The 13,111-nt window shown below is 39.5% G+C and carries 13 protein-coding genes; 9 read left to right on the forward strand and 4 right to left on the reverse strand.

Annotation, left to right across the window (positions count from 1 at the left end):
* The first annotated feature begins 8 nt into the window (after window positions 1–8).
* From FAY30_RS06165 to FAY30_RS06180, 4 genes are all read left to right on the forward strand, one after another.
* Entirely contained in the window at window positions 9–1,691 is a 1,683-nt protein-coding gene (locus tag FAY30_RS06165) for a cbb3-type cytochrome c oxidase subunit I (RefSeq protein WP_149869060.1), read from the forward strand.
* 88 nt (window positions 1,692–1,779) lie between these two features.
* On the forward strand, window positions 1,780–2,412 hold the full coding sequence (locus FAY30_RS06170) for an SCO family protein (protein ID WP_149869061.1): 633 nt from the start codon (window positions 1,780–1,782) through the stop codon (window positions 2,410–2,412).
* Window positions 2,413–2,414: 2 nt separating this feature from the next.
* Window positions 2,415–2,972 carry a hypothetical protein gene (locus FAY30_RS06175; RefSeq protein WP_190284834.1) on the forward strand — a complete coding sequence of 186 codons (558 nt, stop codon included), beginning with the start codon at window positions 2,415–2,417 and terminating at the stop codon, window positions 2,970–2,972.
* A gap of 103 nt (window positions 2,973–3,075) precedes the next feature.
* Entirely contained in the window at window positions 3,076–3,297 is a 222-nt protein-coding gene (locus FAY30_RS06180) for a hypothetical protein (protein WP_149869063.1), read from the forward strand.
* A gap of 64 nt (window positions 3,298–3,361) precedes the next feature.
* Here the strand turns inward: FAY30_RS06180 and FAY30_RS06185 are convergent, their stop codons facing one another.
* On the reverse strand, window positions 3,362–4,582 hold the full coding sequence (locus tag FAY30_RS06185) for a helix-turn-helix transcriptional regulator (protein WP_149869064.1): 1,221 nt from the start codon (window positions 4,580–4,582) through the stop codon (window positions 3,362–3,364).
* 310 nt (window positions 4,583–4,892) lie between these two features.
* On the opposite strand from FAY30_RS06185, the gene FAY30_RS06190 reads away from it, so the two are divergent.
* Both FAY30_RS06190 and FAY30_RS06195 read left to right on the forward strand, forming a co-directional pair.
* Window positions 4,893–6,188 carry an MFS transporter gene (locus tag FAY30_RS06190; RefSeq protein ID WP_149869065.1) on the forward strand — a complete coding sequence of 432 codons (1,296 nt, stop codon included), beginning with the start codon at window positions 4,893–4,895 and terminating at the stop codon, window positions 6,186–6,188.
* Window positions 6,189–6,306: 118 nt separating this feature from the next.
* Entirely contained in the window at window positions 6,307–6,630 is a 324-nt protein-coding gene (locus FAY30_RS06195) for a nitrous oxide-stimulated promoter family protein (RefSeq protein ID WP_149869066.1), read from the forward strand.
* A gap of 61 nt (window positions 6,631–6,691) precedes the next feature.
* Here FAY30_RS06195 and FAY30_RS06200 read toward each other — a convergent pair whose 3' ends face one another.
* From FAY30_RS06200 to FAY30_RS06210, 3 genes are all read right to left on the reverse strand, one after another.
* A complete protein-coding gene (locus FAY30_RS06200; RefSeq protein WP_149869067.1) occupies window positions 6,692–8,182 on the reverse strand; it encodes a peptide MFS transporter in 1,491 nt (496 codons plus the stop codon).
* A gap of 253 nt (window positions 8,183–8,435) precedes the next feature.
* Window positions 8,436–9,554: a GIY-YIG nuclease family protein gene (locus FAY30_RS06205; RefSeq protein WP_149869068.1), complete on the reverse strand. Its 1,119-nt coding sequence runs from the start codon at window positions 9,552–9,554 to the stop codon at window positions 8,436–8,438.
* 94 nt (window positions 9,555–9,648) lie between these two features.
* Window positions 9,649–10,014 carry a DoxX family protein gene (locus FAY30_RS06210; protein WP_149869069.1) on the reverse strand — a complete coding sequence of 122 codons (366 nt, stop codon included), beginning with the start codon at window positions 10,012–10,014 and terminating at the stop codon, window positions 9,649–9,651.
* 157 nt (window positions 10,015–10,171) lie between these two features.
* Between FAY30_RS06210 and FAY30_RS06215 the strand changes: the two genes are divergently transcribed.
* From FAY30_RS06215 to FAY30_RS06225, 3 genes are all read left to right on the forward strand, one after another.
* On the forward strand, window positions 10,172–10,936 hold the full coding sequence (locus FAY30_RS06215; protein ID WP_149869070.1) for a MerR family transcriptional regulator: 765 nt from the start codon (window positions 10,172–10,174) through the stop codon (window positions 10,934–10,936).
* A 188-nt stretch (window positions 10,937–11,124) separates the two neighbouring features.
* On the forward strand, window positions 11,125–12,138 hold the full coding sequence (locus FAY30_RS06220) for an ABC transporter ATP-binding protein (protein WP_149869071.1): 1,014 nt from the start codon (window positions 11,125–11,127) through the stop codon (window positions 12,136–12,138).
* Window positions 12,119–13,087 carry an ABC transporter ATP-binding protein gene (locus FAY30_RS06225; RefSeq protein ID WP_149869072.1) on the forward strand — a complete coding sequence of 323 codons (969 nt, stop codon included), beginning with the start codon at window positions 12,119–12,121 and terminating at the stop codon, window positions 13,085–13,087. The genes FAY30_RS06220 and FAY30_RS06225 overlap by 20 nt, the downstream gene beginning before the upstream one ends.
* Window positions 13,088–13,111: the final 24 nt, after the last annotated feature.

A 13,111-nucleotide genomic window follows, 5' to 3' on the forward strand; every position in this document is an offset into this window, starting at 1 on the left:
GAAGCAACATGCAAACGGCAAAATCTCATACATTGAAAGATAAAGCGATTAAGGCGATGGGGATCAGCAATGAGGATGCAAAATTAACGAAATCATATATATTTGTCGCATTTATGGCCCTGCTTGTTGGCGGGATTTTAGGACTTTTGCAAGGACTAAACCGTGCCGGCCTGCTGAAATTGCCATCATGGATTAATTACTATCAGGTTCTTACTGCACATGGATTAATATTAGTTGTTGTATTAACTGCTTTCTTTACAATTGGATATTTTTATGCTGGAATGTCACACACACTAGGCGGTCTGCTTCCAAAAGTAAGAAAGATGGCCTGGGTTGGCTTTGGATTAAAGATGGTCGGATTTGTTTTAGCAGTCATCCCAATTATCATGGGTGATGCTTCTGTTATGTATACTTTCTATCCGCCAATGGCAGCTGCACCAATGTTCTATATTGGGTTAGCATTAATTGTCGTAGGTGTTTGGATGTGTGCGTTTGGCGCATTTATTAACGTCGCTGATTGGAGAAAGAAACATAAAGGACAGCATGTTCCGATCCTTTCTTACTTTGCGACTGGTGTATTTATATTATTATTTTTCGGTTCTGTACCAGTAGCGGTAGAAGTTATCGTAATGATTATTCCTTGGTCATTCGGCTGGGTTGAGACAATCAACGTAATGGTTGCTCGTACATTATTCTGGGCTTTTGGCCATACGTTAGTTAATATCTGGTATTTAACAGCTGTTTCAGCATGGTATGTTATTGTACCAAAAATTATCGGTGGCAAACGCTGGAGTGATACATTAACTCGTGTTGTCATTATTGCCTTAGTTGTCATGAATATTACAGGTGGATTCCATCACCAAATTGTTGACCCGGGAATTTCACCATCTGTTAAATTTATGCACGTATTTATGAGCTTAGCGATTGGCTTCCCTTCATTAATGACAGCGTGGGCAATGTTTGCTGTATTTGAACGGACTACAAGAAAACAAGGTGGAAAAGGACTTATTGGCTGGTATAAAAAAATGCCATGGGGCGATGTTCGTTTCTTAGCTCCAATGATTGCAATGATTGCCTTCATTCCTGCTGGTGCTGGCGGTATTGCGCAAAGCACAAACCAACTAGACCAAGTTGTTCACAATACCATGTGGATTGTTGGACACTTCCATTTAACGTTAGGTATGTCTGTTGTCATGACATTCTTCGGCATTAGTTATTGGTTAGTTCCATATATCTCAAAACGTGTTTTAACACCACAAATCAATCGTTTAGGTGTGATTCAAACATGGATTTGGACAATTGGCATGATCTTTATGTCAGGAGCAATGCACTGGGTAGGCTTATTAGGTTCACCACGTAGAACTTCATTTACAACTTACGGAGACCATGCAACTGCGTTAAGCTGGAATCCCTATTTAATGTGCTTAGCTGTGGGGGGAACATTATTAATTATCGGTGTGCTTCTTCAAGTGTATGCAGTCATCAATATGATGTTCTTCGCACCAAAAGGGGAAACAGAATTCCCAATAGCGGAAGAAGAGGAAAACGCAACAAAAACCCCATTTTGGACAGAGCGTTGGGGCATGTGGATTGTTATTATGCTATTGGTTGTTGCGATGGCATATGTTATCCCGTTATCAGAATTCATAGTGAATGCACCTCCAGGCTCACCGCCATTTAAAACATGGTGATTTGATTTAAAAAAGAGATAGCTCTTAAGTTGGGCTATCTCTTTATGCTTCGAAAACTGTAAAATAAAAGATTTGGGAAGTGATCTTCATGATCAAAGATTGGCATACTACCTTTGCATGTTTGCTTGTTATCTTATTCGGAGGTACGCTGTTCTATTTCGGAACCGATGGCTTCCAGGCCTTTACAGCAGAAACAGCGCGGGTCAATAAACTAATCGATGATAAGCCACAATTTCCTCATGTAACCTTAGAGGATAGCAAAGGGCGGAATTATTCCATTTCTGAATTTAAAGGCAAATATGTATTTATTACGTTTCTTTATACTTCTTGCATGTCCGTTTGCCCGCAATTGGAGATGAATATGTCAAAAGTTTATGGTAAGATACCAAGCAAATATATCGGCGAAGATATTGTCTTTTTAAGCATCAGCTTTGATCCTGACAGAGACGACCCGGCCACATTAGAAAAATACCGAACCTATTTTAACAGTGATGGTGAAACATGGCGGATGGCAAGAATTAAGAATAAAGCTGAATTGGATTCACTTTTAAAAGAGTTTGGCGTCATTGTCATCCCGGATGATAGTGGGAATTTTTCACATAATTCAGCGTTTTATTTAGTTGATAAAGATGGAACACTCATGAATGTGATGGATTATAAAAAAATGGATGAGGCTGCCAATAAACTGACAGGCATTCTTGAAAGGGGAGCGGGTGAGTAATCATGAAGCAGCTGATATATGGCTTACTAATCATCCTTTTCCTCGCGATTCCTCCGGTCGCAAATTTAATGGAATCCGTTATGATCATTCACATGCATATGCAAATGCCGATATTAGTGTTTGCAGGATTTTTAATGGCACAATTTTTTCAACTTCGTTTTCCTCATTTTTTTGAAAAATGGAACAGCAACGGAGTTCCGGGAATTTTATTATTTATCATTATGGTGTTGTATTGGACGATCCCAAGGGCAATGGATGATGCCTTAACATCACTGGGTATGGAAGTCTTTAAATTTGTTAGTTTACCAATCTTAGCTGGAATCCCTCTTAGGGATAGTTGGAAGAAACTTAAGCCTATCGGAAAGAATCTTATTTTTTATTTTTTTATCGCGTTGTTTACGGCGATGGGATGGTTATATATTGAAACGCCTGTGCAATTATGCAACAACTACCTTCTCATCGAGCAAATCACTCTTGGCTGGGGATTTGTGACGACGGCCATCTGTATTGTGATCTATTTGTTATACACCGCCTTTGTTGATAAATCCCAATATGAATAATAATCCAAAGTTTAAACTCAATGAGACAGGGGAACTTTAATACCATATCGTCGTCTGCATAAAGGGAATGAGAAGATAAAATGGTAAAAAGGAGGCCCTTCCGATGGGATTAAATAAGTTTAATGGAAAGAATAAAGAAGAAAAAGACAAACTGGAAGAAGTTTTGAAAAATTCAATCGAAATCGAAGAAGATTTAATGCGGACATATCTGATTACCGCGGAGCGGATTCACGACGATAATGAACTAAAGGATCGTCTCGAAAACTTTGCTGAAGGGAATGCAAAGAGGACGAAACAACTGATTGATGAATTGAATGAAGAGTAGTATAAAAGGTAAGAGCCCAATCCAGATGAATTGGGCTCTTCTTCTATTAATTGATATTTTGGGGTTATTCTATCGTTTCTCTGATTCTTTTGTATGTTTCATTGGCAAAATCTTTGTATGGAGTATGTGTGAGCGGCATATAATTTTTTACCGCAAGTTCAGCAAATTGCACCGCCGTATCCTTATTTCCAAGTTCAAGCTGACATAGGGCTTTATATGAATCAGCCACATAAAGTAGTGACAAATCATATGGGTGATGGGCCCAGGAAGGAACGTTTACTTTCTCGAGATAAGTAAGGGCATCGTTAAAATGTTCGAGACCATACAATGCCTTTCCCTTTTCAAGAAGAAACCAAATTTCATAAACCTCCGTTATTTTCGGATCAGCTAAATACCGGTCAATTTTTTCAATTGCCATTTCATAATCCTGCTTTTCATTAATAAGCGACATGATCTGAAAAAGATCATGAAATAGCGTAGACCACATGTCCTCAGCAAATTCCCCATATTGCCTTAATTTTGTGGAATAATGGTCCTTCCTTTCCTCATCATGGCTCATCAGTGCGTGTGCTACAGCGAGCCTGTATAGATCATTAATCCGATAAAATATTCGATGCTCTTTGGAAAACTGTATGGCACTTTCCATAACCTTTGTGGCTGAGTCAGAATCACCGACAGCAAAATACAAGATTGCCTCATTATAGTCGAGGTCAACTCGAGTCATCGGATCAATATAGACATGGCTTTTCTCAATTTCAGCACGTTCTCTCAGCAGAATAGTTAATGATTCTGTATAATCATGCTCGGTAAATTTCTCCATAGCCCAGAAGATGCTGATGTTTGCTCGTTTAGCGGTAAGATTCATTTCATCATACATTTGTGCGGAACGACTTGAAAAATTTCGCCATCCATCCACTTTTTCATGATAAAGACTGCGGCTATATAAATCTAATAATCGTGCCGACTCATATCCTTGACTAAGTTTATCAATATAGGGTTCAATCAGGCCGATAAGTTGTTTATATTTATCCGTTTCGGATTCCAGATTATAAAGCTTCTCCGATTTTTCAAGAATCTCCCTTATTTCTTGTGTACTTACCTCATCTAAAAGATCTCCAATTTCAACTTCAAGGCGCTCAGCAATATAAGCTAAGCTTTCCATAGATGGCTTAGCCTTATTGTTCTCTATGAGGCTTAGCATGCCCTTTGTAAGCTCTTTACCCGCTAGCACCTCTAGCGTCATTTTTTTCCTTTTCCTCATTTCACGTATTCGTTCACCCAACATAGAAATTGGCTCCCTTTAAGATATTTATTTATAGATAATATAGTATAAATTTTCTACTTCAAGAATTGTCTAGCTCCAGCGCCCTAGCGGCTAGTGTCCTTCGCGCACCGCCCTACGATAAGTCAACATCGAATCGCCTCCGGCTCTTCGTGTTTCCTTTATCTCAGTTGGAGCGCTCCAGGCCATACGCCGCTGACCAGGGCGCTTGCGCTTTTCTCGTGTTTAATTATATTAAACTTTTGCTTGCGATGGAAGAGGCTTCCATGTTATTATTTGTTTAATAAGATTAAACTTTTGAGGTGGGGTTTTTATGGAAGAACGTAAAAAGCTGAAAAAAGCGACGTATCATCTGTGGACGTTCACAATCAGTAAGCTCATTTCCTCTTTTGGGGCCCAGGTATATTCTTTTGCTGTCAGTTTTTATATTTTACAATTGACGGGGTCGGCAACAAGTTTTGCTGCGAACTTGATTTGTAATATATTGCCGCGAACCCTTGCAGCCCCTTTTGCCGGTTATATCGCGGATAAATATTCGCGAAAAATGATTGCAATCACGGCACAAATTGCTACGACCGCAGCTATCGCCACTCTGTTAGTGGTTACTTTAACATCAGGACTTTCTCTCACCGCTATCTATACTACTTCCTGCATATTATCTCTTACATCTATGTTTTCTGGAGTTGCGTTTACTTCATCCATCACTGGGCTTGTCGATAAAGATCGAATTCAAAAAGCGATGTCATTAAATCAAATGTCGATTTCCTTTGCAGCCGTTGCCAGTCCAGCTGTAGGAGGGCTTCTATATGGTGCGGTTTCCATGCCTGTTTTTTTAATCATGTATATCGCAGCTTCCTGTTTAGCTGTTTTCTTGGAATCAACCATGAATTTTAACTTGTTTGCCCACCGAAAAGAAGAGGTTGAAGGGGAACCGAAAGAATCCATGTGGCAAAATATGAAGGCTGGGATTTCCTATTTAAAACTGCAGCCGCTGCTTATGACAATTATCTGGATATCTCTGTTAATTAATTTTCTCTTTGGCGCATTTGAAGTTGGTTATTCGTTTATCTTGATTGAAAAAATGAAAATGGCTTCACAGCGTTTTGGGTTTACCCAAGGAGCATTTGCCATTGGTATGCTGCTGCTTTCAATTTATTTTTCGATTAGAGAGGAAGTAAAGTATCCGCTTCTGATCTCAAAACAGGCTATCATTGGAATGGGAGTCATCATGGGAGCAGTTGCCGGTCCGTTATTGATGAATTTATCTGCTAACTCTATTTTTGTTTATTATCTGGTGATCATGTTCAGTCTTGGAGCATTGGTTATCACCGTTAATACCCCCATAATGGTGATGATGCAAAAGCAAATTGACGATGACTATAAAGGCAGGGTTTTTTCGATACTTGAAACGATGTCAATGGCTTTGATGCCTTTAGGAATGGTGCTGTATGGATTCCTCTATGATGTTTTTCCTGCTCAATGGATTCTACTGGTATCTGCCACTTTGTTTGTTGCGGTGACACTAATTCTAGCAAGGCCCTCGGTTGTAAGGAAGGCTCATCCGGAGCTAGGCAGAAATAAGCCCCTTCAAAAGGAAGTAGCTTCGTGAAAAACAAGTCAGTAATTGTTCTAATTTTGTAATTTATCTGCCGTTAATATAGAAGTTTTCTATGATATGGTTAAAGTATGAAGGTGATTTTTAGTAAATCTAAAGGAGGTTTACTAACATGAAGGCACGATTAATAGAACCAAATACTGGCCCGAATGTCCAAAAGGAAAAAGAAATTGTCAAGGAAATGATCGAACTTTATTGCCGAAGGAATCATCATCGTGACGGACTTTGTAAAGACTGTCAGGAACTTAAAACCTATGCCTTATTAAGACTCTCATTCTGCCGTTTTGGCGAGGAGAAGACCGCCTGTTCTAACTGTAAAGTCCACTGTTATAAGCTAAAATACCGCCAAAAAATGAAGGTAGTAATGCGTTATTCAGGTCCTTGGATGATGCTGTATCATCCGATTTATTCCGTAAAGCATTTGTTAAATCGATAATAAAAAGGTGCATTTCCTCCTAACACGTTTGAATGTGTTGGAAGGAATGCACCTTTTTTTATTACCTTACACCTTTCATGTATCCTTGAATTTTTGGTGAGAGCATTAAAAGGATAATACCTAGTACGATGGAAGCTCCACCGATGACACCAAAGTAAACCATTTCGGTTTCAGGTGTATAAAATCTAACAACTTGGGCGTTTAGTGCTTGTGCTGCAGCATTTGATAAGAACCATAAACTCATCGTTTGTGCTGAGAAGGCAGCTGGCGCTAACTTAGTTGTAGCGGATAAACCTACAGGTGATAAGCTTAATTCACCAAATACACAAATTAAATAGCTTAGTACTAGCCATAATGGATTCACCATTGCATCTGGACCGCCAAAGTAAGCTGGCAGCAGAATGACTAGGAATGAGATCCCGGCGAAAAACAGAGCGAAAGAAAACTTTTGTGGAATCGATGGCTGACGCTTCCCTAATTTTACCCACATCCATGCAAATATAGGTGCAAAAATAATAATAAATAATGGGTTTAATGACTGGAACCACGCAGGCGAAATATGAATTCCAGCAAAGTCTAATTGTGTGCGTTCATCAGCGTAATTGGCAAGAATGGTTGAGCCTTGTTCTTGAATCGACCAAAACATAACTGATGCAATAAATAGCGGAATATAGGCTATAATACGAGAACGTTCAACAGCTGTTGTTTTAGGACTGCGGTACATGACAACGAAATATATCGTTGGAATCAAAACACCAAGAATTGTAACTAAATTTACGAAACTTTTAAACGTTAAAAGTCCCTGTGGAATTAAAATTGCACAAATAATAGCAATAACAACAACGCTTAACCCAAAAATAGTAAAGACTTTTTTCTTTTCAGCTGGTGACATTGGGTTGGCCACAATTGTTCCGGCAAGGCCAAGGTTTTTCTTCTTTGTTAAAATAAAGATGACAAGTCCCAAAAACATACCAACAGCCGCAATACCAAATCCAATGTGGAAGCTATAGTCCATTACTGCTCCAACAAGTAGCGGAGAGATAAATGCCCCCATGTTAATTCCCATAACAAAAATGGTAAAACCAGCGTCGCGACGATTGTCTTGTTCACTGTACAATTCTCCAACAACGCTCGAAACGTTTGGCTTAAGTAATCCTGTACCAAGGACAATTAATACCATGGAAATGAAGAACATGGTTATACTTCCAGGAATCGCTAGAACAATGTGGCCAAACATAATCAATATGCCGCCATAAAACACGGCTTTCGACGTACCGAAAACTCGGTCAGCTAACCAGCCGCCGATGATACCGGACATATAAACAAGGGAACCGTAAATGGACATGATCGAAAGTGCGAGTGTTTTGTCCATCCCCAATCCGCCCTTGGAGACCTCATAATACATGTAGAAAACGAGGATTGCTCTCATTCCATAATACGAGAAACGCTCCCAAAATTCTGTAAAGAAAAGAGTAAATAGTCCTTTAGGATGTCCGAAAAATCCTGTTTGCGGCACACTATCCACAATTTTCTGCCTATTTATGTTTGACATTAGACAACCTCCTTTTGTTATTCTATAATACTTTTTATGTGTTTGAATTGTCAAAAACTATTTTTGGAAAATTAGCTATCCATGTTTAAAAACATTGTTAATTCAATATAATATAGAGTTAGTAGGATAAAAGAAAGTTTTTTTAAAATAGTAAATGTATTCTGATTTTGGGGATTATTCACATTAAGAGATTGATAGAGAGTTCAATTTTGGGCCAGATGCCGTTAAAAAATAGTGCATGAAAAACCCTCGGTCAACTATTGCACCGAGGGCTTTTTACAGAAGTGTCCTGCATGGTTCGCGTCATCCTAAACGTATTAGCAAGGAAATTGTCCATTTTGGTGATGTGATTGGTCCCAATCCAATGATCAGGAATAACAAGATAATGACAGTTGTTACTTTTTAAATAGCTATAGATAATCTGCGCTTCATCGATATCATCCCTGCTAACTTCAATTGGGGTAACCGGGTCGGCAGTAAAATAAATTGATACGTTTGTTTTTGCTGCGTTGACAATCTGCTCCATGTTTAGTTTCTCTGTATTATATTTTTCACTAAATAGGATTTTGTTCCCCTTTATAAGGAAGAGTTTGTAAATATGGTCATCAAGGGATTCTATGATGGCAATATTTTTATTCGCTTCCGTAAATTCAATCACTGCTTCTTTATAGATAAGGGAGTGTATCGCATTTAAATTGTCTCTGTATTTTGCAGCAGTTTCAAAGTCAAATTTCAAGGATGCTTCGGTCATACGTTGTTTTATTTCTTTCAGAAGACTTACGTCTGTGCCGTTAAGTAAATCGATGATTTTGTTCAAAATCATTTTATACTGTACCTTGGCGGATTCCCTGAAGCATATTCCGATACATAAGCCGAGGGAATAATTTAAACAAGGGGTATTCTTACTCGTTGGGTTACTGCAGCTGATTTGAAAGAACTCTTTTATTCCCTCGACTGCTTTTTCCACCCTGTGTTTACTTGTAAAGGGGCCGAAGTACAAACTACTATTTTCTTCAATCCTATCGGCCATTTCAAACCTAGGGGAATTTCCATCCGTTTGAATCCTAATGTAGCTGTAGGTCTGCGGGTTTTTCATCATTCTATTAAAAATGGGCTTTTTTTCTCTTATCAATTTACATTCTAGCATAAAGGCTTCAAATTCTGTATCCAATAGGATGTATGTAAAATCGGCAATGTTTGCTTTAAGCTTTTTTAGCTTTTGGGAAGGTGTTTTTGAATTTTGAAAGTATGACCTTACCCGATTCTTAAGATTTTTTGCCTTCCCTATATAAATAATGTTGCCCCGGGCATCTTCCATCAAATAAACACCAGGTGTTAAGGGAAGATTCTTTACTTTTTCTTTTAGGTTCATGTTCATTCCCCCATTACTATTTGTATCTTATCATAATTATCTAAGAAAAAAGAGAATGTCTCTTTGGGGGAATCCATTTGAGACATCCTCTAAGTTATTTCAGTGATCGGTTGTATAAAATAACAAGCAGTGCCAACATAACGATGTCTAATCTGGCGTTGAAGGCAAATTGGAATACGCCGGTTTTTAGAACTGGCAGCTTTGTTAATAGAAGGGCAGCAATCATGATGGCGATTAGAGGAATCACCGCATTTTTTACCGCCTTATTTCCTAAAATTAAGATCCCGCAGCCTATCTCTAGTATAATGACTACATTTAACAAGATGTGGGGATAGGGAAGTCCTAAATTAAGAAATACTTGAGCTAACTCCGTACTGATTAATTTCATCAATCCAGATATTATAAAAACATACGCCACCACATACCGAATCAGTTTAATCGTGGATAAAGAAGTATGCATGTCAATCCCCCTTTTAATAAACTGTATGCCGGAGGCGGGACAAACATCACTTGAACTTGTCTTGAAATGGTGTCAGCGCCATGTGAAAATTGGGCAAAATAGTGTTTGACTTTGACGTTGCGTAAAGGTGTATTGTTTTAGTTGAGGGGGTGATCAGATGGAGTATACAGTGCAAAAGCTGGCACAGTTAGCAGGGGTCAGCACCAGGACACTTAGGTATTATGATGAGATTGATATTCTTAAGCCGGCAAGAATCAATTCGTCAGGATATCGGATTTATGGCCTGGCAGAGGTGGATCGCCTGCAGCAAATCCTATTTTACCGGGAGCTGGGTGTGAGTTTAGACAGCATAAAGGAGATTGTTACTTCCCCATCCTTTGATGGCGCTGCTGCACTAAGAGAGCATCGTGTAAAACTCCTCGAAAAAAAGGAGCAATTAGAGTTATTAATTGCCAATGTAGATAAAACCATTGCCTTAACAGAAGGGAGAATAAACATGTCTAATAAAGAGAAGTTTGAAGGCTTTAAGAGAAAAATGATTGACGATAACGAAAAAAAGTATGGCAAAGAAATTCGTGAAAAATACGGCAACGGTACAGTCGATGCATCCAATAAAAAGGTTATGAATATGACACAGGAGCAGCATGATGAGGTAACAGCATTAGCCGAACAAGTAACACAAACATTAGCCGCTGCTTTTAAAACTGGAGATCCATCGGGGGAGTTAGCTCAAAAGACCGCTAACCTGCATAAACAATGGCTTATGTATTATTGGAACCAATACAGCAAGGAAGCCCATGCGGGGCTTGCACAAATGTATGTCGATGATGAAAGATTTACAGCTTATTATGATAAAGACCAGCCTGGCACGGCAGAATTTTTAAGAGATGCGATTCATATTTTTACTGGGACAAAGAAATAATCATTTAGTGTCTGACATTATTCGCGGTAAACCTCGAATTCTGTCAGGCACTTTTTTAATATAATTCCAAATTTCGACAAAATCCCCGATCTCATATATGCCATAATAGTCATAAAATTCATTAAATTAAAATATCATGAACAGTCTCCTGTTGAGTAATTAATAGAATAGCTAAAGTAGGTGTAAATGTGAATAAAGAGCCGATTCTTTGTATAAAGGATTTAAAGGTAACGTTTCAATCGGGGAAGAAATTTGTGCCCGCGGTGGATGGCATCAGCTTTGAATTGCAAGAGGGAGAAATTCTTGGGATTGTCGGTGAATCCGGAAGCGGTAAAAGTGTCACATCTTTAGCTGCAATGGGACTGATTCCCACACCGCCAGGAAAAATTGCAAACGGTGAAATTACTTTTGAAGGAAAAGATCTGACAAATATCACTGAAAAGGAATGGCGAAAAATCCGCGGAAATCAGATTTCAATGATTTTCCAAGAGCCAATGACCTCATTGAACCCTTTGTTTACGATTGGAAATCAGCTTATGGAAGCCATCCGATTACATACCAGCCTATCAAAGTCACAAGCGAAGTTGCGCAGCATCGAATTATTAAAATTAGTAGGAATCCCGAGGGCAGAGGGGATTCTTAAAGAGCACCCCCACCAGTTGTCAGGCGGAATGAGGCAGCGGGTAATGATTGCAATGGCGATGGCTTGCAATCCGAAGGTGCTGATTGCGGATGAGCCAACAACGGCGCTTGATGTGACAATTCAGGCACAGATCCTTGCTTTAATGAGAGATTTAAACAAAAAAACAAATACGTCCATCATTCTGATTACACACGATTTAGGTGTTGTTGCGGAAATTTGTGAACGGGTGATTGTCATGTATTCAGGCCAAATTGTAGAACAGGGCGATGTCCGAAAAATCTTAAAGGATCCACAGCATCCGTATACAAAGGGACTTCTAAAGTCTGTGCCAGACCTGCGCGGAAAAAAAGATCGACTGTATAGTATCCCGGGAACAGTCCCTGCACCTGGAACGGTTTTAAAGGGCTGCCGGTTTGCGGCAAGATGTGCCGAGGTCTTTGGTCCATGCCATGAACAAGCCCCTGAGTTAGCTAAAACGGAAAAAGACGGACATGAAGTGCGCTGTTTCCTACATACATTGAAGGAGGGGAGTGACAAACATGTCGGAGTTACTTCTTGAGGTAAACGGGCTGAAAAAATATTTTCCGATTACAGGCGGTCTTTTAGGAAAGAAACAAGGAGAAGTTAAAGCGGTCGATGATGTTTCTTTTTATGTAAAAAAAGGAGAAACCTTGGGGATTGTCGGTGAAAGCGGCTGCGGCAAGTCAACAACAGGGCGTCTGCTCATGCGTTTGATAGAGGCGAGCGATGGAAGAATTATTTTTGAAGATAAAGAGATTACCAGTTTGTCGAAATCTGAACTAAGAAAAACGCGTAGAGATATTCAAATGGTGTTTCAGGATCCATATGCATCTTTAAATCCGAGGCACTCTGTCGAACAAATTTTAGAAGAACCCCTCATTGTCCATGGAATCGGTACGAAAGAAACTCGTCGGAAGCAGGTAAGAGAAATGCTTGAGGTTGTGGGCCTCAGCAGCTATCACGCCAAGAGGTATCCTCATCAATTCAGCGGCGGGCAGCGCCAGCGAATTGGGATTGCAAAAGCATTGATGACAAAACCGAAGTTAATCATTGCTGATGAGCCCGTTTCAGCTCTCGACGTTTCGATTCAGGCACAGGTTCTTAACCTCATGAAAGACATTCAAAGAGAATTCCAGCTTACCTACATATTTATCGCTCATGATTTAGGTGTGGTACGACATATCAGTGATCGTGTCGGCGTGATGTACTTAGGCAGATTAATAGAATTAGCTGATAGTGAGGAACTCTATGAAAATCCAATGCATCCATATACAAAAGCACTTCTTTCGGCAGTACCAGTGCCAGATCCCGATATAAAGAAGAAAACTATTTTAATAGAAGGGGAGCTGCCAAGTCCGGCAAATCCGCCCTCAGGCTGTGCATTCCATACACGATGCGGTCAGGTCATGGACATTTGTAAAACGGCCAGGCCTGCGGAACACGACCTACATGGTCATTTTGTGGCATGTCACTTATATAACAAGTGATTTGCGGCATTTATGATAAAAAAA

It is taken from the genome of Bacillus sp. S3 (assembly GCF_005154805.1).
GTDB lineage: Bacteria > Bacillota > Bacilli > Bacillales > Cytobacillaceae > Neobacillus.